The organism is Vibrio sp. 10N.261.52.C2, from assembly GCF_041471425.1.
GTDB lineage: Bacteria > Pseudomonadota > Gammaproteobacteria > Enterobacterales > Vibrionaceae > Vibrio > Vibrio crassostreae_C.
The window spans coordinates 56,352-79,651 of the sequence record NZ_JBFROH010000052.1 but is presented as its reverse complement, the minus strand read 5'-3'; the positions used below and the strand labels follow the sequence as shown (position 1 = coordinate 79,651).

Here is a 23,300-nt window from a genome sequence, read left to right as displayed (position 1 = left end):
TTAAGGTTCTGTCTATGAACAGACCCTAGTTACTTATTCTTATCGTTTACTGCTATATCGTCCACACCACGCGAACAGCAAGCAGGATCAGCACCACGCCAGATAGTCGATCAATCAACTGAGCTTTCGAGCGAATACGTGCAACAATCAACGGGCTAGACAGTACCAAGGTGATAAAGGTGTACCAAAGGCCGTCGACAATCAGCGGCGTTGAGACAATAATCACTTGATTGGTCAGTTCATTACCTAGCGCTACAAATTGGCTAAACAGAGCGATGAAGAACAATGCGATCTTTGGGCTCAAGATAGAGATCAAGAAAGCCTCACGAGCAGACTGCATGTAACTCATCTTTTCACCCGCTTCTAATTTCGCGGCAACACCACCTTTCGAACGTAACGCATTAACGCCAAGATAAAGCAGATAAGCAGCCCCCGCTAAGCTAATACCTTTAAATAACATTGGGGATTGCTCAAGCACAACGGCTAAACCAACAATGGTTGCGAACGCATAAATACCGATACCAGCAGCGTGTGACCAAGCTGCGATAAGCCCGTTCATACGGCCACCAGCCAAACTGTGTTTAGCGATCATCGCCAAGCTTGGGCCCGGAGACATTGCACCCAACAAGCAAATCGCTAATAAAGAAAACCAAATTGTTACTGTCATCATTCCATTCCTAATAAAATAAAGCGTTCCAGCTGAACGCTCTACGCTTAATACTCAATACTTGGCACTTACCATAATTCGCAGGAGGTATTATTTGAAATCAAAGATTATCATCACACCTATGATTTCAAGTCATACTGATATTGTAACTCGACTTTTGCATGGCTTGGAATGCTTTTTCTCGCGCCCATTTGTGGGCAGAGTCGTTGTCATATTTAGGATGCCACATTAACCAATAGGTATGCATTTCCGTATCAAATGGCAACGAAAAGTAGGTAGTATCGAGGTGTCGACCTAGGTTATAGGCGATATGTTCTGGCACGATCATCAGATAGTCGTCTTGCAATAACACAGTACCAGCAGATGAAAAGAACGGAACCTGTAAAGCCACTCTTCGCTTTAGCCCTTGCTTCTTCAATGCTATGTCCGCGTAACTGTCTTTATCTCCACCACCCGTCACTTTGATGTGAGAGTAGTGAACAATATCTTCTGCACTCAAAACCGCTTGTTGAGCCAGCGGGTGCGACTTTCGCATCAAACACACCGACTTATCTTCACCAAGTTTGATACTTGAGACATGTTCTGGCTTTGTGGGAAACATACTGGAAGCCAAATGAATCCCAGACTCGTTCAGTGCTTCAAGGTAGTTTGGCTGCCACAATCGATAAGCCAAATTAATGTTCGGCGCTTCAGCAGACACCTCTGCCACAATCACAGGAAGAATATACTGAGCGACATAATCACTCGAAGACAACACCAATTCACCCTGCCAGTCTTGCGGCTCGAAGGGTTTATCATCTAACAGGTGGTCAAACTCGCCAAGCAGGTCGTCGAGTTTACCTTTGAGTAGCAATGCACGGTTGGTCGGCACCAGTTTGTTGCCGTCACGGACCAGCAAAGGGTCGCCACACAAATCACGTAACTGGCTGAGCTGACGGCTCACCGCGGATTGTGTGATATGCAAACGTTGGGCGGCACGGCTCACATGACACTCTTCAAGAAGTACATGCAGTGAACGCAGTAGGTTTAAGTTGATATTGCCTAACATGAATGCACCGTCGCATTCTGTTTGTTGAAAAACTCGGTCAAAACCGTATGAGTCATTAAGTGGCGAAGATCCGGGTAACTTTGCAGCTGATCGCGAACTCGGTTCAAGCTCTCCATGCTTTCCACTTCCACGTACAACATCATATCTGTCTCACCGCTAATAGAGTGGCACCATTGCACCTCATCAATACTCTGGATTTGTTTCGCGTAAGACTCACAACTATGGTCACTACTCGACATGTCGAACTTCAACAAGATATAAGCGCACACATTCTTCGTTTGGTTGGGTTCTGCCACTTGAGCGCAGTAGCCCGTAATCACTTTGTCGCTTTCCAGTTTCTTGATTCTGGCGTTCACCGCTGAGCGCGAGAGGCTGACATCTCGGGCGATATCGCTGACTGAGCATCGTGCATTGGTTTTGAGAATATCCAAAATCTGGCGATCAAATTTATCCATGCTTCTGATTCTTTTCATTTATTGTTCTATTTATAACGCCTAATTTGACACAACTTTCCTACTTATAACAGCCATTCTGACAGCCGACACTTTCACACTGAATCGGATTAATACCGTTAAAATGACGGTGTCTTACGACGTTTCGCTAGCTGTATTATTGATGTCAACAATGTATGCTCTCAATCATAACTTCTCACACACCAGAAGAAAGTTACTGGAAGACCGTAACCAGAATCAAATAGCTAGGAGAGCGAATGACACAACTCAAACAAGAAATCACGCTTATTTCAGGAATCGGACAACTCTCGACGACCTTGCTAGGCACTGGATTATTTATGATCCCTGCGATCGCAGCAGGCATTGCAGGACAGTTGTCTCTTCTCGCTTGGTTAATCCTGTTTATCGCTATTTGCCCGATTGCACTGACCTTCGCAGCACTAGGAAAACGCTACCCGAATGCAGGTGGCACTGCCTATTTTGTGCGCCAGGCGTTTAGCGAGCGATTAGAAACAAGCGTGGCGTGGTTGTTTGTGAGTGTTATTCCTGTCGGTATTCCAGCGGCCATTGCACTGGCTGGTGGTTTTGCTCAACAATTGTTACCCGCACCTCTCGATACACCACTTGGTGCTCAATCCTTTACCGTCGCCCTGCTTATTGCCGTCAATTTGATGGGCAGTAAATCTTCTGGCCGACTGCAAACCGTGATCGCATTGTCGATTTTTGCCTTAGTCAGCGCTTTTGTTTGGAAAGCCGACATCACGGCAACCGATGTTGCTCTTCCTGCCATCTCATCCAATTCAATGTGGTCTATCGGCGCTGCTTTAGCTGTCATGTTTTGGTGCTTTGTCGGAATAGAAGCTTTTGCTCACATGGGAGAGGAATTCAAAAATCCACAACGTGACTTCCCAATCGCCATCATTGCAGGCTGTTTTGTTGCGGGGCTAGTGTATTGGGCTTGTTCAGTAGTGATTCTTAAGCTGGGTGCTTTCGGTTCATCTGAATTCGATGCCGCATCCATCCCTTGGGTAACAGAACAACTGTTTGGTAATGGCTTCAAAACCGTCATCAGCGTGCTGGGGTTCTTTGCTTGCTTTGCCAGCCTAAACCTTTACACACAAAGCCTGTCTCGGATGATCTGGGCTCAGGCCCGCCAACACAGCCCTGCAAGTCGAATGGCTCAACTGAACAGCCGCGGCGTACCGCTCTACCCAACGTTAGCAATTGGCTTTGTCGTGCTTATTTCGTGTGTGATTGGTGAGCTGTCTAATTTAGACCTTGAGTTCTTTCTCAAGCTCGCCAACGGTATTTTTGTTCTGGTTTATCTGCTCGCAATGTTAGCCGCTTGCCGATTACTAACAGGCGCATCTAGATACACTGCCATGCTTTCATTGGTCATCTGTACCTTGGTGTTTATCTGTTTAAGTTGGTCGATGCTCTATGCTGTGACTGTTTTTGTGACATTGTCACTCCCTTGGCGGAAGTGGCTAGGTAAAGGTAAACCCACCGTCTCTATCGACAAGTTGTAACTCGATAAATGATGAATCGACAAGCTGTAAACGATACCTACCAATATCACTGATAAAAAAGCCGAGCGATCTGTTTGATCTTCGGCTTTATCTCAGCCAGACGGATATTTCCAAACCCTAGCACCGCCCCACTCCAATCACGAGCATCACTCGAACCGTACTCATAAAAATCAAACGGACGAATGATGATATTTTGAAGATCAGCTCGTCGGCTCCACTCATGTTCAGATATACCTTGATACCACTTCACGGTCACATGTAGCCCTGCCGCCTGACTGATCACTTCAAGATCACCGTTAAACTCGCTTTCAATCGCTTCTATTATCGCTTCATACTTGAGTTTGTATGACCGACGCATCTTTCTAATATGACGCAGCAAGTCGCCTTCTCGAACAAAATCCGCCAAAGCTTCCTGTGTGTGGGACGCCGTGTCTCCAGTGAGCGCGTCTTTGATCTCAAGACACTTCGCCACCAGACTTTCTGGCACCACTAAGTAACCTAAGCGGAGTCCGTTGAACATGACTTTACTCAGCGAACCAACATAAATGATTCGTTTATCAAACCCGAGTTTACCCGCTAAGCCTTGCATACTGGTGTAAGGGCGATGAGCAAACTGGAACTCACTGTCATAGTCATCTTCAATGATCCATGACTGATGTTGATTGGCCCAGTCGATCAATTTAAGGCGCTGCTCAGTATTTAAAGTCGTGCCCATTGGGTATTGGTTACTCGGTGTGACATAGAGAGCCTTAGCGTTGCTGGACAACACTTTTTCAATATCTAGCCCCACCTTTTCACGCACACTCACACCATCCAGCTCTAGTCTCAACAGATCGATAATTTTATGCACTTGTCGATAACCGGGTTCCTCTACAAGGATTTTGTCGTCCATCGCTAACGTTGCCATTAATCCGATTGAGATGGCTTGCTGCGCACCTGCGGTGATGATGATTCTGTCGGCACTGCAATGAACCGAACGACTGCTTGCAAGATACCCACTCAACGCTTCCCTCAAGGCTGAGCTTCCCTGAACCTCTTGATTGCCCGCAATGTTCTGACGTGTAGAGTGGCGTTGCAGCAGCCTCTGCCATTTTGCAAAAGGGAACGCATCTAAGTCAGGGACTCCGGGGGCAAAGCTACGGTTAATGTCGTTCGGTGTCGCTATGTTTGCACTCGGTTTACTGACTGTTTGTTTGACCTTCGGATCCTGAATACTGTTTGGCTTAGACAAACTTAGAAAGTGTTCTGGTTGTTCAACCGAGACATAAAACCCTGAGCCTTGCTTACTCTCGATATAGCCTTCCGTGACCAGTTGTTCGTACGCGTAAATCACCGTATTTCGACTCACTGATAACTCGACGGCCAACTTACGTGTTGAAGGTAACTTACTGCCCTTGCTCCATAAATCTTGAACGATTTTCTCTCTTATCGCGTGGAACAAGGCGGTTTGACGCGTGTCGTGTTGTTCGTCTAACTGTAGGTCACCGACATCGATAGGCTGCATAACTGGATCCAAATAGTGTTTAAAAGTGGCTCTATTTAATAGACCAGTTAATCGCTACATTAATCAAAAGGCAATGATTAAGGAGCGATTATGTTATCTAACACGAAAAGAACCACGATTAAAAAAGGGGCTCACAAAGCCGTATTTGAACAAGAGAAACTGCACCAAATTATTGATGAGAGCTTAATCGCACACATTGCATTGCAAGGCGAACAAGGCCCAATGGTTATCCCGATGCTCGCGTGGCGAGTGGATGATATGGTCTACATTCATGGGGCTAAAAACAGTCGCCTACTAAAAGGGCTAAAAAAGGGAGAACCAACCTGTTTAACGTTCACCTTATTCGATGGTTGGGTGTTGGCTCGTTCGGCATTTCATCATAGTGCGCATTATCGTTCTGCTGTGGTATTGGGGTCATTTTCAGTCATCGATGACAATCAAGAAAAGGATCGCTTGTTGAATATCTTTATTGAGCAAATCGCGCCGGGCAGAACCGATGAAGTCAGGCTCAGTAATGAAAAAGAACTCACCGCGACCGAGTTGTTAGCTATACCTTTAACAGAAGCTTCCGTGAAGATTGGTAAACATGGAGTGAATGATGATAAAGCCGATATGGACATTCCAGTATGGGCTGGCGTATTACCTTATCGAACGGTTGTTGGGCCATTAGAAACCGTTCCAGAACAAGAAGGCATCATTGAAACACCAGATTACCAACAAGCTTATGGTGAACGCTGGTATCAGAATTAACACTCGAAGATGGTGAACTTGATAAAATTGTATACAATCTGACTTACAAAAATTTAACATGACTCAATAATGTAATCAGACGATGAAAACGAACAAGGATATTTTGCCATTTCAAGGCTTGCTCAATGGCATTGGGCAAGTCTATTTCACACCGTCTGTTATGACGTCGACTTTGCTGTTGCTTGCCATTTCTATTGAGTCACTTGCACTGGCTTTTCTTACTTTGCTTGGCGCCAGTTGCAGCTTTGCATTGGCCTTCTATGGTTATATGTACACCAACACCAACACCAACACCAACAAGTCAGTTGACGACATTGATAGTGGAATGTACGCGCTAAATGGCGCTTTGATTGGTTTATTTATCGGTAACTTTTTTGGTGTGACACCATTATTGGCTTTAGTGACTGCGTTAGGTGCATTACTCACGGTGCCGATTGCCCACATCGTATTCAGTTTTGAGAAATATCGCGGTTACACTAGCGCCTTTATCCTCACCACTTGGCTGATTTATATTATCCAATCAACCTTTGAGCTGTCAGCGTTTTCTGCACCTGATTCCGCACTGATGCCACTCATCAGTATTGAGGCTAACTCGTGGTTCAACCTGCCGACAGTGGTGATCCCGTTGTTAAAAGGGATAAGCCAAGTCAGCTTCATCGAAAATGCGTTGTCGGGGCTCGTTATCTTAGTCGCCATCGCACTCAACAATATCAAGCATGCCATTTGGGTTATGCTCGCAGTAATAATTAGCACCGTATTTAGCGGGTTGATTGGCGCTTCTAACGAACTGGTAGCCCAAGGTCTTTACGGGTACAACGCCATTCTTGCCACTTTAGCACTTGTGCCCTATCCGCGAATCCGTTGGCCGTTAATCCTATTAGGCATGCTGTTAAGCTGTCTCATCACACTTGGTTTTCATGAACTGTCACTGTTACCACTCACCGCCCCTTTCATTTTGAGTACTTGGGGGATGGTTTACTTGTCCAGCCTGATCCATAAACGAACCATAAGTTAGCTCTGAATAGTTACAGGCCAGTTTTTAGGCGCTCAACATATTGCTTGGGTGTCAAACCTCGATGTTTCTTAAACATCCGGTTAAAGCTCGCGACATTGGTATAGCCGAGCCTCGTCGCGACTTTATCTATTGGCACTGAATACATCAACAACTCCACCGCCACATTACTTAACGCATAGCCCATAATGGTAGAAAAGTTGATGCCTAAGTTATGCAATCGACGTTGAAATTGCTGTTCAGATAACCCAAGCAAACTCGACACTTTATGCAGTGTTGGCAGGCCGAAATGGCGACTGTAATTGATCATCTCATAGGTCACCTTATGCTCATCCGCGGCATCAGGCATGTTGAGGTAATTATCTAAGTCATGAAAGTTCATTGCCAAGCTCATCTTGCCGCTAGAAGGGGCTTGATTGCTCGATAACCTCGACTGGCTTGGTATCCAGATTTCAGTTCGTGGCTGGCCCCACTGAATATTGCACCCAAAATACTCTTGATAGAGTTGAGTGTTCTCGCGATAACCTGCGATAGAGACGGCTGCGGGAGTAAAGTCGTCTCCCAAGTAACGCCTTAATATCTTCATCATAAAGATGGCAACTCGAATTGAGTCATGAACTTTACCCACCTCACTATAAGCAGGATTGTCGTAGCACCATTTGATGAAATTACCGACTTGAGCGCCATATAGAAAAGCCCCGGACTGCAAACAGTGCAACCCGATGTTAACTCGGCGTATAGACGACGCCAGATCGTGCCCCGAGAAAAACCAGTTAGAGAGAGGACCTAGCCTTTCAATATCCACTCTATCAGCCAGCTTCAAGATAATATCGGAATCACCGGTTTGTTGTTCAAGTAAGCCATACCATTTGTCCACTTCACTTACGGGGATAAGGTTCATCGGGTTATTAAACACCGATTTAGGAATACCTAATTGCTCAGTATTCACAGCCTTATTAGTCGTTGCGTATTGGTAAATACCCAAAATACCCAATGCTCTTAAGAAGTTACAATTGTTCATTAGCCACCACACTTAGAAGTCACTATTACAGATCAAATCATAATGACATCATTATTAAAGTAATTGGTAAATTATCAACTTCTAAATCTGATATCAATAACACTCGGTGCTCAATTTAACCTAGGGTATATCAATGAGTTTAGTTAGTGTCCCATTTGTCGGAACAGGCGCAGATACCGCACTACACGTAGTTGCAGGCGTAGTGTTAGTCGCAACCATCGCTGCTGCATGTTACGGCTTCTGGCGTGTGCATGAATTACCAATCAACAAGGCTCACAGTAAAGAGCATCAACAACTCGGTTTGATCACCGCATTAACATGGATTGGTTTTGTATGGCACTGGGTATGGGTACTAGCAGTAATTTTGGCCTTCGTTGATATGGAAAAAGCCATCATCAATCTAAGAGACACATGGAAGTCACCGACCACAACCAAGGAGCAAACAACTTCCGACAAGCAAGATGAGGAGAGCCAAACATGTTAGAAGGCTTGGCAATTTGGGCACTGTTCATTTACTTACTCAGACTTGTTGGTATGCCTTGGAACAAAGGCACCAAGGCGTTTGCGTACCTAGGGGGTACATCTTGGTTGCTGTTTGTATGGGTTGGCCTACTCAATTTTACTCCGATGGATCTATCGGGAGGCTCAGTGGTTCAGTCTCCACATATTCAGCTGCGTCCCGATTCAACTAATGTGTCGGGAAAAACTTCCAAAGTCCACATCGACCCAAACCAGGATGTGACTGAAGGACAGCTAATTTACGAAATTGATGACACTAAATATGTCATCGCAAGAGACAAAGCCAGCGTTCAACTTGAGTCTGCAGAGGTCGCTTTAGACACAGCTCGTCAAGAAGTGAGCATTGCAAAAGTCAGCTATCAATCGGCGCTTGAAGACATCAAAGCTTCAGTCGCACAAATAGATTCGGCTAAAACAGACTTAGTACTGCAGTCAAAGACGCTTGATCGTTACCAGAAGCAAAACAAAGTGGTAGAACATACGATCACTGAAACTGACATCGACCAACAAACAGCAAAGGTAGACTTAGCGACGTATAACGTTACGACATTGGAATCTCAGCTTAGCAAGAAAGAAGTCGATGCCGAGAATGCGAAGTTGAACATCCACAAAGCTGAAACCAATGTGAGCAAGAAGCAAACTGAGGTCGATTCAGCAAAGGCAACACTGGCACAAGCACAATGGGACTTGAACAGCACCAAAGTCACGGCACCGACTGACGGCTTTGTAACGAACTTTATTCTTCGTGAAGGTCAGCGTGTTTCAATGATGCCTCGTATCCAGATGTATACCGAAGAGAAGTACGTGCTGATGCGAGTTAACCACCAAGCGATTCGTAATATTAAGGTCGGTCAACCTGCGGAATTTGCGACAGCGGTATACCCAGGAAAAGTGTTCTCTGCAACCGTAGAAGGCATTGTAGAAGCCACTGGTGAAGCGCAAGCAAGTTTGCTGGGTATCGATGAGCAGGTTCGTGTTACCACAGGCAAAAACCTTCAGAACAAGCACCACTTTGTTCGTTTAAAAATTGATGAGGCAGAGGGTTACGATATTCCTGTTGGCTCTGTCGGATTAGCGTGGGTAAGCGGTGAGAAGCCTATCAGCTTTATGGCGTTCCTAGACGTAATACGCGGGATCATCATTAGAATGAAGTCTCAACTGTACTTCTTCTACTCCATCTAATACTTCCTATTGGTGAAACAATACCCAAGCCCGTGCGCTCTTAGATCGCACGGGCTTTTTGTTTATTTCACCATTCGTCGCCAGAAAGAACACAAACCCGAAAAACGAATAAACACTCTAAAGTTGCAAATCGCAATTGCATTTTGCAATTTGGCATTTCAAAAACGCAAATTAAACGCTCAAATACGCACCAGATTGCTATAAAACTGCCGTTTTACGTGGTTTTAAAAGTTGGCACACTAACTGCAATGTATATATTGACCCTTCTTAAGCCGAGGGTCACCTAGCCAACTGACGTTGTTAGTGAACCTATTCTTGTTCACAAAATATATAGGCCAATTGCGATTATTGCGATTGGCTATTTTTTTGCCTGCAGTTTGGCCAACCGCCCTCTTTTTCGATACAGACACCCATTCAGACGTATAATAATAAGCATTCATAGCCAACCAAGAACAGCAGATAACCAACGCATTATAGAAAACGTTTTCTATTTGTTTTTTTTAAATAAAGACAGAAAATAACCCTATGTTTTACAAGATAATTACTGCAATAACTGGTTTTTATGGGCAATTATTGACAAAATTAGCATTGACTATGTGATTTATATCACCATAATGCGCAAGTTTGCCTGCAATACGGCGACCGTTAATTTTAATTTTGATCATTTGCGGAGGTAAAAAATGGCTGCTGATAATAACTACAGTCTAGGGCCGGTTCCTACATCGGCTAGGAAAGGAGTCGCTTCACTCACCATGGTAATGCTTGGACTCACTTTCTTCTCTGCAAGTATGTGGACAGGTGGTTCACTCGGGACAGGTCTTTCATTCAACGATTTCTTCCTCGCCGTTCTCATCGGTAACCTAATCCTCGGTATTTACACTTCTTTTCTTGGCTACATCGGCTCATCTACTGGCCTCTCTACCCACCTCCTTGCTCGTTTCTCTTTCGGTACTAAAGGCTCATGGCTTCCTTCTGCTTTACTTGGTGGTACACAAGTCGGTTGGTTTGGTGTGGGTGTTGCGATGTTTGCTATTCCAGTACAAAAAGCAACGGGCATTGATACCAACACCTTGATTATCGTATCTGGCTTATTGATGACGGGTACAGTGTACTTCGGCATTCAAGCGCTAATGGTGCTTTCAGCGATTGCAGTGCCTGCGATTGCGATTCTGGGTGGTTACTCAGTACTGACTGCGGTAGACAGTGTTGGTGGACTAGAGCAATTGCAACTTATTAAACCAGAGACGCCAATGGACTTTTCAATGGCTCTTGCAATGGTTGTAGGTTCGTTCGTAAGTGCGGGTACGTTAACGGCCGATTTCGTTCGCTTTGGTAAAAAGCCAGCAAGCGCAGTATTAATTACTATGGTTGCGTTCTTCATCGGTAACTCGCTGATGTTTATCTTCGGCGCAGCAGGAGCAGCAGCAACCGGTCAGGCTGATATTTCAGATGTGATGATCGCGCAAGGTCTGCTGCTTCCAGCCATCATCGTGCTTGGCTTGAATATCTGGACAACCAATGAAAATGCACTTTATGCATCCGGTTTGGGTTTATCTAACATCACTGGTCGCTCAAGTACTACAATGTCAATCATTAACGGCATTATCGGTACGATTTTCGCACTTTGGTTATACAACAACTTCGTTGGTTGGTTAACCTTCCTTTCGCTGGCGATTCCACCAATTGGTGGCGTAATCATCGCCGACTTCTTCGCGAACCGTAAACGTTACAAAGATTTTGCAAATGCAGAGTTCCAAACCGTTAACTGGGCTGGCATTATCGCGGTAGCAACAGGCGTAGCCGCTGGTCACTTCCTACCTGGCGTTGTTCCTTTGAACGCAGTGTTAGGTGGTGCAATCAGTTACCTCGTGCTTAATCCTCTATTGAACAAAAAAGCTCTGAAATCTCAGGCCGCTTAAGGACACACTATGACAACCTTATTAATCAAGAACGCGAAACTTCAAGACCAAGAAGGCTTGAAACAGATTCTGATTGAAAATGGTCAATTTTCTCGCATTCTCGATAATGGCGCGCAAATCAATCATCAAGGCGACATCCTTGATGCTGAAGGTGGCATTGCAGTTACTCCTTTCTGTGAACCGCACATCCACCTAGATACTACTCAAACTGCTGGTGAGCCTAACTGGAACATCTCTGGCACTTTGTTTGAAGGTATTGAGCGTTGGGCTGAGCGCAAAGAACTGCTATCAATCGAAGACGTAAAGTCTCGTGCCAAGCAAACACTGAAATGGCAGATAGCTAACGGTGTTCAACACGTTCGTACACACGTTGATGTGTCTGACCCAACACTCGTTGCGTTAAGAGCGATGGTTGAAGTTCGTGAAGAGATGAAAGAGTGGGTCGACATCCAGATCGTTGCATTCCCTCAAGAAGGTATTCTTTCATACCCTAACGGCAAAGAGTTGCTTGAAGAAGCAGTGAAGATCGGCGCTGACGTTATCGGTGCTATCCCTCACTTCGAATTCACTCGTGAATACGGGGTTGAATCTTTGCATTATGTGTTCGAGCTTGCACGCAAGTACGACTGTCTGATCGACGTTCACTGTGATGAAATCGACGACGAACAGTCTCGCTTTGTGGAAACATTAGCAGCCCTTGCTCATAAGTTTGAAATGGGCGAGAAAGTAACTGCTAGCCACACCACTGCAATGGGTTCGTACAACGGTGCTTACACATCTCGCCTGTTCCGTCTATTGAAGATGTCAGGTATCAACTTCGTGGCAAACCCGCTAGTGAACATTCACTTACAGGGCCGTTTCGACGATTACCCGAAACGCCGCGGTGTAACGCGCGTTAAAGAGATGCTAGCAGCAGACATCAACGTTTGTTTTGGCCACGATGATGTGTTTGACCCATGGTACCCACTGGGCACAGCGAACATGCTTCAAGTTCTGCACATGGGACTGCATGTAACACAGGTTATGGGCTACGACCAAATCAACAACTCACTTGATTTGATCAGCAAGAACTCTGCTCGCACATTGAACATTCAAGACAACTTCGGTATCGAAGAAGGTAAGCCAGGTAGCTTGCTGATTCTTCCTGCTGACAATGGCTTTGATGCAGTACGCCGCCAAGTACCAGTGCAGTACTCAATACGCCACGGTAAGGTGATTGCAGAGACTCAACCAGCGAAAACAAAAATAAATTTAGATCAAACTGAAGATATCAACTTTAAGCGTTAATATCGTCTATACTAATGATCAAAAGGAAGCTGAGATGCTTCCTTTTGTTGTGTTGGACGAAGCGACAAAACTATCACTAAATCAGTGTAAATCTTGTACATTCGCACGGTATGACAAAAAAAGCACAAATTTCTTAAGCAATGCGTGTACATCTCAAAAGACTGTGTTAACATGCTCTCGCTCTGTTAGCCGGAGTTATTTAAGTTAGATGAATAGTAAAAAATTGACATGTAAAATCGTTACCCGTTTTTGTAAGTAGTTTTTCCTTATTTCTTAGCAATATTAAATAATTCAATTATCAGCGCATTGCATTAAATGCAATCAACAACTTAGAAAATTTATGAATAAGGGACAAATTATGTCTAACACAAATACTGGCACTGTAAAATGGTTTAACGAAGAGAAAGGTTTCGGTTTCATTTCTCAAGACAACGGCGGCGCTGACGTATTCGTACACTTCCGTGCAATCGTTTCTGAAGGCTTCAAAACTCTGAAAGAAGGCCAAAAGGTTTCTTTCGAAGTAGAAAACGGTCAAAAAGGCCTACAAGCAGCAAACGTTGTTGCTCAATAATTAGCTCTTATAGCTAAAAAGAATTTTAAAGCGCTGATTTTTATCGGCGCTTTTTTATGCCTGCTTATAAACATTTCCCCTCTCGATACAGGCTTTCCCCCGTAAACTCTGAACAAATGCAAATCACCAGCCAAGCGTCCTCAACCTAGACTTTCTCAGTTAAAGCTCAACGATCAATTTACGTCACTTTTTGTATGCACTTCCCTAGACAACACTTAATTCTCAGCAATCTTTTGATACTAACTCACGCTACGCCGAAAGTTTGATAAGCCCAAATATGGTTAAAGAACAATCCATTAGATTACACTTATGAATACGCAATCGATATTCATAATAAAAATGAGTTATTTATCCAACCCTCATCCACTAATCATATAATTTTTAAAGCAAAGACCTTCGAAATCCGCTAACCTTGTTCGCAAGTGGCTTAGTTGTTTTGGTATCTGCAGTAAAAATAATGAACAAAGACGAATTTCAGAAATCCACCGCAAATCTAAAAAAAGCGGTGCCTCTTATGATGAAGAACAGGGTGTCAACGACACCTGCAAATTACGCACTTTGGTACACCTATGTCGATAACGCTATTCCCCAGCTGACTCAAGACATGGATGGTGTTTTAGAACACTACGGTATTTGTCCTCCTGCCGTTGGTGAGCAGCTATACAACAATTATGTTGCCAGCAAATCCGAAACCAATATCAATGACCTTCGCGCTAATTTGGAACTGTTAGTTTCTGAAGTTTCCAATTCAATGAATGACACCCTGACCGACACCTCCGCTTTTTCTGACATGATCGATAAAAGCTTCGAGGACTTGGCTCGTGTTGATAATGAAAGCCTATCTATTGATGAAGTCATGTCCTTAGTTCGACAGCTGGTGTCTGAATCCCGTCATATTCGTCACTCTACTCAGTTTTTAAACTCTCAGCTAAACTCTGCAACCTCAGAGATCACCAAGCTAAAAACCCAGTTAGTAGAAGTTCAGAAAGATGCGCTTTTCGATAGTACAACCACACTCTATAACCGTCGCTCTTTCGACCGTGACATAGAAACCCTGTGTGAAGCACAACAATCTTTGTGTCTGATTCTTCTCGATATCGACCACTTTAAAAATTTCAACGACACCTATGGCCACTTGTTTGGCGATATGGTGCTTAAAGCGATCGCTCGCAAGCTGAAGTTAAGTTGCCGTGAAGGTATTTCTGCCTATCGATTTGGTGGTGAAGAGTTCGCGCTGATTGTGCCTAACAAGTCTTTGCGTATTGCTCGTCAACTCGCTGATACCAATCGTCGCTCTCTAGAAAAGCTGTCGATTAAAGATCGCCGCAGTGGTCAACAAGTCGGCAGTATCACTGCATCGTTTGGTGTCGCTGAACTTGAACCCGGCGAATCAGCTCAATCGCTGATTGAACGTGCTGATAAGCTACTTTATGAAGCGAAATCACTTGGCCGTAACCGAGTCATGCCTTTGTAAAACACACCAACAATGCTCTTATCGACATATTAGTCGGCTCGTATTGAGACTAGAAAGCCCCAAAGACATTATCTTCGGGGCTTTTTCTTTAGTTGTATAAATTACTTTAGCTAACTAGGATTCACCGTTAGATCTGGAAGCAATAATTCAAGCAATAGTCTTCACCACTCTTTGCTCTGAACTCTTTATCTTCACTGCATGCCTTTGGTTTACCCTTTGCGTCACCTTGAATCAAACTGATCCAGTGGCGCATCGCTGCAATGGTCTCTTCACGCATTGTGGTTGTTGCTTCCATTGGTGATTGGCCAAACGTGGTGCATGATTCCAACTGAATATCATCAATTTCTACTAGCTCAATACAACCTGTCCCTTTGTGGCAACCAAACATCACCTCTAGGTGGCTGCCACTGCCATCTCGAAACAAGATAGAGTCTGGGTCGTTCTTCTCACCCATGTACGCTACAAACTGCTTAGGGTGCTTCAGACCGCTGTGCTGACCGTCTTTAAAGTAAGCCATAATATGGCGGTAATCGACTACGTAGCTGGTTACGTCTTGATGTGAGCCATTCTCTAGTGGGAATAGTCGATCAAGCAGCTGCTTTGCTTTCACTTGCTTTTCAGTTTGCTGATTAGCATTGATTGTCTCCACGGCAAAGACAGCTTCAGCGATAAATGGCTTTGATTGTTTTTGGATTTCTGTTTTATCGAATGTAAGCATATTCATAGTCTTTCCCTCTTGACCAGTCCGGTGATAACCACCGATTTCTACAGCAAAAATGTGTCCTAGAGCAATTATTCCAAACTAACGTTTAATTTATTTGTCATTTTGTGAATTGCTTAGTTTGTAGATTAGCGCTTTTTTACATACAATTTCACAACAAAAATTTTACAATGTGAATTTTACAAATATGGCCTTGTCAAAAAGTTTAGTTCGTCAGTCACATTTCCTAGGTACGAAAATCCGAAATCTTAGGAAGCGTAACCATTTAACGATGGAAGACCTGTCTGCGCGTTGTATTAGAATCGACCCAGAATGTGCTCCTTCCGTTTCTTACCTTTCAATGATTGAACGTGGAAAGCGGGTTCCGAGCATCGATATGCTGGAAGTGATTGCACAGGTCTTTCAGAAGAATCCGACGTGGTTCCTCGACGACGAATCTGAACAACAAGCCATTGCTCCTGATAAGGGGAATCGTGGTGGGATAAGTGGCATGGCGCTCGAGCCGAGCTTCCTATTCTCAAACGACATCCTGCAAATTGCGATTCCTGAGATGCTGTCACAAACGGGCATTTCAGGCCGCCAGTTTGCGCACCTCTTGATTCGAGCACACCAAGAGAGCAACCAGAACCACTTCCCTGACCTTGAGCGCGCTGCGGAAGAGGTAGGCTTAAAACGTCTTAACCTCAGCGTAGAAGACCTGATAGACATCGCTAGAAGCCTAGGAATCAACATCCGCTGGGTGACGCGCACGCCGCAAGACGTCGTCGATGAGCTCGGAATTAACGCTAAGCAGTTAGTAACCTCCTTCTTTGAGCCTCCCGGTACTATCTTCTTAAACGAGATTCTTAAAGAGTATCCAACTCGTCTGAAATACGACCTTTCGGTTTATATCGGTCATTGCATTCTGCACAGCAAAGAAGGCCTAAAGAGTGTGTTGTCGGTCGGTAACAACAACACGTGGGACGACAACCAGGTATCAGGCTCTTCACAGCTCAACTCCCAAGATATTCTTCAAGCATGGCGAGACTTTGAATCCAGCTTCTTTGCTGGCGCACTTCTGTGCCCGAAAGTCCCGTTTAGGCAGCTACTTGACCGCACTGGTTACGAAATCGACGTTCACAAAAGAGCAGGGGTTTCCCCCTCTGTTGCGATGCGTCGAATGACTGTAGTATCGCCCTACCCTCACTGGCACTACTTTGATGCTTATGGGCCGGGGAAACTCAAGGCGGTATATCGCGGGAACGGGATTCCGCTACCTTGGGGAAATATGAGAACGGTCGCTGACCCATGTCAACATTGGGCTGTGTTCCGTCGATTATCAGAACCTCGAGCGGGAAGCTCGGCTCAAATCTCCATTTTGAACGTGGGTGATGAGCCAAGAATCTACTGCTGTGAATCCATCAATATGACGGATCCTGCGGGTAACAATCGTGTGTTGTGTGCTGGTATAGATCTCAACCCTGCGATTGATGCTCAAGGCGGTAATTCAAGAGACATAGCAGAGCAGCTTAAAGCGTCATGCGTTAACAATGGTGGCTCTGTGGCAATTCCGCGTAACATCAAAAAAGATCTCACGACAATAGCCAAGATTCTAAATATAAATTGGATTGAACGTGGGATTGAGACAGAGGCGAGGCTTATCTGCTCCAGAGGTGGAGAATGCCCACGCCAACCAAGCTGTTACTCTAAGTGTGGTGAGTAAAAAAGTAATAACAAAAAATAGAACCTAAATTTCAGGCAAAAAAAAACCAATCACAATAAGGGTGATTGGTCATATATTTTGTGTGAACAAAAAAGGTTCACTAACAACGTCAGTTGGCTAGGTGACCCTCGGCTTAAGAAGGGTCACCATTACTAATGCAGCATGCGTGCCAACTTTTAAAACACGTATTTACTACGCATCTGGACACGTATTGGCCGGATATCCTTGTTTGTTTTGCAAACTGGAATTGCAAATTGCAAAATCCAACAAAAACGCTAGTGATTATGTTATTATTAATGAATAATTAAAGATTCATTACCCTTCCCAAAAATGTCATATTTCCCTTAGATTCAATCACTTTAAACAGCAATAAACCTCCCCTAGCTTACTCAAGCTATACGGTTACTCAACATAAACAACACCCTAAACAACGCCCATAAAAAAACGCGAACATTGAGATTCAATATTCGCGCTTATTCGATTTCTATGACAGAAAGAACTTAACCCACGAGACGCCTTTTTATAAAGCGACTCATGTTCGTTGCTCTTTCAATATCTCAGAAAAGATTACTTCTGAGGAGCTGGCTTAGAACGGCTTCGAGACGGTTTGTTTGTAGAAGGTTTGTTGCTTGTCGGCTTATTTGACGACTTGCTTGGGCCGTAGCTACCGCCGTAACCAGACTTCTTAGGTTTGCCTGCAGGTTTACCCGCGTTGTTTGGCTTACCAGTACCGTTAGATTTACCCGCACCGCTTGGTTTGCTCAGAGTGTTCTGAGCACCTGCGTTATTTGCAGCAGGTTTATTGCCCGCACTACCGCGTTTAAAGTTGCTGCCGTTGTTTCTTACTGATTTATCTTCAGTTGTCGCAGCTGAGTTGTTTTCAGCAGGTTTCTTACCAGATGTCGGCTTACGCTTTGGAGCCGAACCATTACCAGCTACATGACGCTTGTTCTTACCTGCTGGCTTGTGCCCGCGAGCGTTATCACCAGAGCGTTGACCATCAGCATGTTCACGTGGCTGTTTTGCTTTCTTCGGTTTCTTAGGCTTGATTGGACGTGAATCCAACCGAGACTCAGGTAACTTATTTACTGGAGAGAAACCTTCCAGTTCACGACGCTCTAGCACTTGTTGAATCAGGCGTTCAATACCGAACAGCTCACCCACTTCATCAGCACAAACCAATGAAATCGCTTTACCTACTTCACCTGCACGGCCAGTACGACCGATACGGTGTACATAGTCTTCTGATACATGAGGAAGATCGAAGTTAACTACTTGAGGCAGTTGCGGGATATCGATACCACGAGCGGCGATATCAGTTGCAACAAGTACTCGTACCTTACCTGTTTTGAAGTTCTCTAAGGCTTTAGTACGTGCACCTTGGCTCTTGTTACCATGGATAGGTGCAGCAGTGATGTCTTGCTCTTCAAGGAAGCGAGCAAGCTTGTTCGCACCGTGTTTCGTCTTGCTGAACACCAACACTTGTTGCCAATCGTTATCTTTGATTAGCTTCGCTAGCATTGCGCTCTTTTTCTTTTTGTCTACTGGGTAGATGCTTTGCTCAACCGTTTTTGCCGTCGAGTTTGCAGGGCTTACTGAAATCTCAACAGGATTGTTCACTAAGCCTTTCGCTAAACTGCGGATATCATCAGAGAACGTCGCTGAGAACAGTAGGTTCTGACGCTTCTTAGGCAAGAAAGCTAAGATCTTACGAATATCGCGGATGAAACCCATGTCTAGCATGCGGTCCGCTTCATCTAGCACTAGGATTTCTAGTTGGTCAAAACGCACTGCATTTTGGTTGTATAGGTCAAGTAGACGACCAGGTGTTGCCACCAATACGTCACTGCCTTTACGCAGTTTTTGCATCTGAGGGTTAATCTTCACACCACCAAACACTACCGTCGAAGTCAGCGGTAAGTTAATACCGTACTTCACTACGCTGCCATTCACTTGCGCAGCAAGCTCACGAGTTGGCGTTAGCACGAGCGCACGAACTTGGTTCTGACGTACGCGAGTACCTTTCGATAACATTTCAAGAATAGGTAGCGTGAAGCCTGCAGTTTTACCTGTACCTGTTTGAGCAGCGGCCATAACATCTTTGCCCGTTAGGACAGCTGGCACGGCTTTCTCTTGTATTGGTGATGGCTTATCGTAACCTTGTGCTTCAATAGCTTTAAGGATCGGTTCAGAAAGGCCAAGGGAGGTAAAACTCATAGATTATTTTCTCAGTTGAATAACATTTAGTATGAGCAACACGTTAAAAAGTGCGTTGCTTCAGCTTTTGCTCATCAAATACATTGATACGGAGCAAAGCGCGGTATTCTGAGGCTTTTCCCCCCATTCAGCAACTAAATTCTAATCGCAGCTAAAATTCAACCTAGATAACTTGTCGCTTCTGTTCGTACATTTTTTCATCAGCGGCTTTCAAGAGCGCATCGACATCATTGTAGTTACTATTGTGAATAACCCAACCCACACTGATTCTGAGATAAATAGAGTGCGCTTCGTACACAACTGGCGCCGAGCATATCGCCTTTCGTAGTTTAGTCACGATTGAAGATACGTGTTGATCATCGATGATGCGTGGCAACAAGACCAAGAACTCATCACCGCCTATCCTTGCAACGATATCTGAAACACGCAGCTCACTTCTTATGCGGTTAGCACACTCGATCAATACCTGATCGCCTGCCGCGTGACCATAAGTGTCGTTGATTGCTTTAAACCCATCGAGGTCGATATTTACAACAGCAAAGGTTCTCGCTCTCTGTTTTTGAGTGGTTTTGAAGGCCTGCTTGAGGCTATACATGAAGTATCGACGATTCGGCAACATCGTTAACTCATCATGCATAGAGCGGCTATCTGCAATGCGGTAAAGGCGATAAATAGTAAAGAAAGCAAACGCCAGCACTAATATTATGGAGTAGCCCACCAGCCTTACCGCTTGGATGCGATACCAAGGCTCATCCATCAATACATGTTCGTTACCGGAGAGAGCAAGGTACCAACCCCCGTATGGAAAACTCACCTGTTCAGTGGCAAACGCATTATCGAACACATCCTGAGTACCATAAAAGACAGCGCCATCTTTCCCTGAACTGTTTGCACCACGAATTGCTAATTCATACTTGTTCTCTATCTTGCCGATTCCAACATCTTCAAACAGCTCATCTAAACCGATAACAGCACTGGAGACACCCCAATAATCTTGATTAAAAGGCGGATCTCGGAAGATCGGAGTACGTGTAATAAGGGCTTGCCCACCTTGAAACAGCTCAAAAGGACCAGCAATAAAGGTGTTGCCAAAATTACGGGCTATCTCAACAGACTCCCATTGATTTGGGTGATCACGATAATTAATACCGAGAATCTGCTCATTACCTTCCATCGGGTAAACAAAATTTAGAATGTCATCTTTGGCGAGTCCGATAAGTCGAATATGGAAGCCATCTTGAATGATATTCTCTGCAATCTTATCCCAATTTTTTACCTCTCCATCGGGGTTGATGGTCACTAAGGTCGAGAAATTATTGAGGATATACATATCTGACACGATCGCGGCTTCAATCCGAGAACGAATAATGGATAGTTGCTTTTTTGCCTCTGAATACGATTCGTTTTTAAGAAAAGTTAATTGCTTGGCATGAAAGAACTCAATTGCGCTTACTATCGCAAGAAAAAAAAGAAAAGCTACTACTCTGGCAGACCACTGCTTGCTAGAACCACTTGGCATTTACGAACCTCTAACACTATTGTTCTATATACTGCCTTATAACGGCTCATTTCTGGCTTATTGCTCCAGTATGCCGCTAAGTCATTAAAAATCCATACTAACGTCGACTATCTATCAAATATTGGGTGATCCATCACTTCAAACTTCTTTACTAAACGAATGGTTTAATCAAAAAGGGTTAGTGAACCTTATAAAGCTTACATTGTATTGACTCAACGCTTACATTAAAGGATTCATCAATGTTATTTTACATAGACTAATAATCAGCTTGGTACCTCACGACATGAAGTTAAAAACTATCACACTGTGTACATTGCTATCAGCCTCGGTTGCCGTTCACGCACAAGAAAACGTTCAAGCGCCAACCGCAGTGAACGTTCAATCCCAAGCAGATTCGCTCAATTCTCAAGAACAATCTTTCAAGCAATCTGCAGACCTAATTCGCACCACCTACGAAAGCCAGCTTTACACCCTGCCTGCATTCAAAGAAGGTCACTACGGGCTGCGCATGTATCGTCAAACATTAGACGATAAGTATTCAGCGGCGGTGTGGAGCGACATGGCTCGAGTGGCAAGCAAGCTCAGCACCCTGTCGAATGACGTTCAAACCATGGAACAAATCGTACTCTACTCAGAGAAGCGAGTTGCATCTTATATTGGTGATAACGATGAGCGCAGTATTCGACGCTACAACATCACCAAGCACATGCCTGAATACCTTTACCTTGGTGTTGACCTTCTAGGCTCTATGGCTCGTGCTAACGAATACGGTTTAGAACACAAGAACGATGCCAAGCTACGCGAAATCATTCGTCGCTATGACTTCTCACGATACGTGACCAATGAAGACATGGTGAAAGCGTGGGCCGCTCAATTAGCGAATCAGGTTTACTGGTTGCGCCAACTGGGTGAGCAGGATATCGTTGATGAGTTTGTCGATACCTTCAAAAAAGCGTATCCAGACGATAAAGACAAAAAACTCTCAAGCCAGCAATTCGGCAATAAGATCTATGGTATGACACACGTCATCTTCGGCGACTCAGAATATTACCAACATCAAGTAAGCGAACAAGACCATCAATGGATCTACGATTACTTTAGAGAAAACATCGATACGATTCTGCTGCGTGCGAAAGAAGATGTCATTGCTGAGGTTGGATTAACCTTCTTGTTGGCAGGTTTAGAAGATGACCCAGTTCTAGAGAAAACTCGACTCGCGATTCAAGCTTCAATCGATGAGAAACAAGGCATGATCCCTTCTATCACTGGTGATTTTGATCTTGAGTACGGTGAACACCGCAACGTGTTAGCAATCATGCTACTCGATTGGCAGCAAGTGAATGAAGCGCCGACTTATGAAGGCAACCCTAAGGTGTTTACTAACATCCCTTACGGACTCATTAAAAACCAACCACCGAAGAACTAGCAACATACCTAGCCTAAGTTCATCATAGAACCCAAAAAGCCTCATACCTTTCATGGCTGCGGCTTTTTGCTGTTTACTACGTCAGTACTCGTATCAAAAGTTGTTAATATCAAAACCTGCGTAAAGATAAAAACAAAGACGACATCAAGCTCCTGACACGGCTTTGTTCATCACTATCGTAAAATCCCCTTCTGCGTAGCCCTCCGTTAAAGAGACATCATCGCAGAGCGTTTTACAGAAACGATAGACACCTTGAGGGTGATAACTCATCAAGGTATTACGCGAAGGATACTGGCTTGAGTTGAGAAGATTAAAAATCACCGTCTGATTCGCCAGTTCATACATGCGAGTAATCATGTTTGTCAGATAATCAGAATCACGAGAGATGTAGTTCAGTGAACCACTAGCGATGACAATGTCGTGCGCCTCAAGGTTCATTTTGCTCATATCACCCGCCAAAAACTGACAACGATCTTCTGTGTAGTTTTGCTTCGCCTTCTTAAGAAAGCCTGCGTGTTGGTCAACGCCGGTATAAGATTGAATACGATAGATGCTGTCGAGCAGTTCAAACAGCTCGCCATAGCCGCAACCCAAATCTAAAACACTCTTCTTTTCGAAGTCCGCCGCACGAGCGATTACTTCAAAGCGACACAATTGACTCTCTTCGCTAGTCCAACCTAAAGCTTTAGCCTTGTCGCCATTCGAGCGGTTAGTTTGTTTCCGATGATAGCGATACACCTTCCAACGATCGAGCCAGTGCATTCAAATCAGCCCTACTTC

20 protein-coding genes are annotated in these 23,300 nt (G+C 44.5%); 11 read left to right on the top strand and 9 right to left on the bottom strand.

Features of this window, described 5'->3' with window-relative positions; all coding sequences use genetic code 11:
* Positions 1 to 52: 52 nt before the first annotated feature.
* The 3 genes from AB4307_RS18765 to AB4307_RS18755 form a co-directional block, all read right to left on the bottom strand.
* Positions 53 to 667, bottom strand: a complete 615-nt coding sequence (locus tag AB4307_RS18765; protein WP_372132919.1) for a LysE family translocator — start codon at positions 665 to 667, stop codon at positions 53 to 55.
* 127 nt (positions 668 to 794) lie between these two features.
* The gene (locus AB4307_RS18760) at positions 795 to 1,715 is read right to left on the bottom strand and encodes a LysR family transcriptional regulator (RefSeq protein ID WP_017061780.1); all 921 of its coding nucleotides are present in this window, start codon (positions 1,713 to 1,715) and stop codon (positions 795 to 797) included.
* The gene (locus AB4307_RS18755) at positions 1,709 to 2,170 is read right to left on the bottom strand and encodes an Lrp/AsnC family transcriptional regulator (protein ID WP_017061781.1); all 462 of its coding nucleotides are present in this window, start codon (positions 2,168 to 2,170) and stop codon (positions 1,709 to 1,711) included. The genes AB4307_RS18760 and AB4307_RS18755 overlap by 7 nt, the downstream gene beginning before the upstream one ends.
* A 254-nt stretch (positions 2,171 to 2,424) precedes the next feature.
* Here AB4307_RS18755 and yjeH point away from each other — a divergent pair, with 254 nt between their 5' ends.
* A complete protein-coding gene (gene yjeH, locus AB4307_RS18750) occupies positions 2,425 to 3,696 on the top strand; it encodes an L-methionine/branched-chain amino acid transporter (RefSeq protein WP_017061782.1) in 1,272 nt (423 codons plus the stop codon).
* 46 nt (positions 3,697 to 3,742) lie between these two features.
* Here yjeH and pdxR read toward each other — a convergent pair whose 3' ends face one another.
* On the bottom strand, positions 3,743 to 5,200 hold the full coding sequence (pdxR, locus tag AB4307_RS18745; protein WP_372073545.1) for a MocR-like pyridoxine biosynthesis transcription factor PdxR: 1,458 nt from the start codon (positions 5,198 to 5,200) through the stop codon (positions 3,743 to 3,745).
* Between the two features lie 90 nt (positions 5,201 to 5,290).
* Here pdxR and AB4307_RS18740 point away from each other — a divergent pair, with 90 nt between their 5' ends.
* Positions 5,291 to 5,950, top strand: a complete 660-nt coding sequence (locus tag AB4307_RS18740) for a pyridoxamine 5'-phosphate oxidase family protein (protein ID WP_102394154.1) — start codon at positions 5,291 to 5,293, stop codon at positions 5,948 to 5,950.
* Positions 5,951 to 6,032: 82 nt separating this feature from the next.
* Entirely contained in the window at positions 6,033 to 6,965 is a 933-nt protein-coding gene (locus AB4307_RS18735; RefSeq protein WP_372132916.1) for an urea transporter, read from the top strand.
* Between the two features lie 10 nt (positions 6,966 to 6,975).
* Here AB4307_RS18735 and AB4307_RS18730 read toward each other — a convergent pair whose 3' ends face one another.
* Positions 6,976 to 7,983 carry an AraC family transcriptional regulator gene (locus AB4307_RS18730; RefSeq protein WP_372132913.1) on the bottom strand — a complete coding sequence of 336 codons (1,008 nt, stop codon included), beginning with the start codon at positions 7,981 to 7,983 and terminating at the stop codon, positions 6,976 to 6,978.
* A 133-nt stretch (positions 7,984 to 8,116) separates the two neighbouring features.
* Between AB4307_RS18730 and AB4307_RS18725 the strand changes: the two genes are divergently transcribed.
* The 6 genes from AB4307_RS18725 (at position 8,117) to AB4307_RS18700 (ending at position 14,935) form a co-directional block, all read left to right on the top strand.
* Positions 8,117 to 8,467, top strand: a complete 351-nt coding sequence (locus AB4307_RS18725; RefSeq protein WP_017066493.1) for an MFS transporter — start codon at positions 8,117 to 8,119, stop codon at positions 8,465 to 8,467.
* The gene (locus AB4307_RS18720) at positions 8,461 to 9,684 is read left to right on the top strand and encodes an HlyD family secretion protein (protein ID WP_017066494.1); all 1,224 of its coding nucleotides are present in this window, start codon (positions 8,461 to 8,463) and stop codon (positions 9,682 to 9,684) included. Before AB4307_RS18725 ends, AB4307_RS18720 begins: the two co-directional genes overlap by 7 nt.
* Before the next feature lie 680 nt (positions 9,685 to 10,364).
* On the top strand, positions 10,365 to 11,603 hold the full coding sequence (codB, locus tag AB4307_RS18715; RefSeq protein WP_032545811.1) for a cytosine permease: 1,239 nt from the start codon (positions 10,365 to 10,367) through the stop codon (positions 11,601 to 11,603).
* A gap of 9 nt (positions 11,604 to 11,612) precedes the next feature.
* Entirely contained in the window at positions 11,613 to 12,890 is a 1,278-nt protein-coding gene (locus AB4307_RS18710) for a cytosine deaminase (protein WP_017068656.1), read from the top strand.
* Positions 12,891 to 13,248: 358 nt separating this feature from the next.
* Positions 13,249 to 13,461: a transcription antiterminator/RNA stability regulator CspE gene (gene cspE, locus AB4307_RS18705; protein WP_004740083.1), complete on the top strand. Its 213-nt coding sequence runs from the start codon at positions 13,249 to 13,251 to the stop codon at positions 13,459 to 13,461.
* A gap of 457 nt (positions 13,462 to 13,918) precedes the next feature.
* A complete protein-coding gene (locus AB4307_RS18700; RefSeq protein ID WP_017060611.1) occupies positions 13,919 to 14,935 on the top strand; it encodes a GGDEF domain-containing protein in 1,017 nt (338 codons plus the stop codon).
* Between the two features lie 127 nt (positions 14,936 to 15,062).
* On the opposite strand, the gene AB4307_RS18695 is transcribed toward AB4307_RS18700, so the two are convergent.
* Complete coding sequence (locus tag AB4307_RS18695) at positions 15,063 to 15,659, bottom strand: aldolase/citrate lyase/malate synthase family protein (protein ID WP_017060610.1); 597 nt, start codon at positions 15,657 to 15,659, stop codon at positions 15,063 to 15,065.
* A 169-nt stretch (positions 15,660 to 15,828) separates the two neighbouring features.
* On the opposite strand from AB4307_RS18695, the gene AB4307_RS18690 reads away from it, so the two are divergent.
* A complete protein-coding gene (locus AB4307_RS18690) occupies positions 15,829 to 17,358 on the top strand; it encodes a DUF3612 domain-containing protein (protein ID WP_081090203.1) in 1,530 nt (509 codons plus the stop codon).
* 567 nt (positions 17,359 to 17,925) lie between these two features.
* Here the strand turns inward: AB4307_RS18690 and AB4307_RS18685 are convergent.
* Both AB4307_RS18685 and AB4307_RS18680 read right to left on the bottom strand, forming a co-directional pair.
* A complete protein-coding gene (locus tag AB4307_RS18685) occupies positions 17,926 to 19,575 on the bottom strand; it encodes a DEAD/DEAH box helicase (RefSeq protein WP_017060608.1) in 1,650 nt (549 codons plus the stop codon).
* 163 nt (positions 19,576 to 19,738) lie between these two features.
* Complete coding sequence (locus AB4307_RS18680; RefSeq protein WP_372132910.1) at positions 19,739 to 21,094, bottom strand: diguanylate cyclase; 1,356 nt, start codon at positions 21,092 to 21,094, stop codon at positions 19,739 to 19,741.
* 283 nt (positions 21,095 to 21,377) lie between these two features.
* Here AB4307_RS18680 and AB4307_RS18675 point away from each other — a divergent pair, with 283 nt between their 5' ends.
* Positions 21,378 to 22,520, top strand: a complete 1,143-nt coding sequence (locus tag AB4307_RS18675; protein WP_372132907.1) for a DUF3541 domain-containing protein — start codon at positions 21,378 to 21,380, stop codon at positions 22,518 to 22,520.
* A gap of 144 nt (positions 22,521 to 22,664) precedes the next feature.
* Here the strand turns inward: AB4307_RS18675 and AB4307_RS18670 are convergent, their stop codons facing one another.
* A complete protein-coding gene (locus tag AB4307_RS18670; RefSeq protein WP_017064868.1) occupies positions 22,665 to 23,282 on the bottom strand; it encodes a class I SAM-dependent methyltransferase in 618 nt (205 codons plus the stop codon).
* Positions 23,283 to 23,300: the final 18 nt, after the last annotated feature.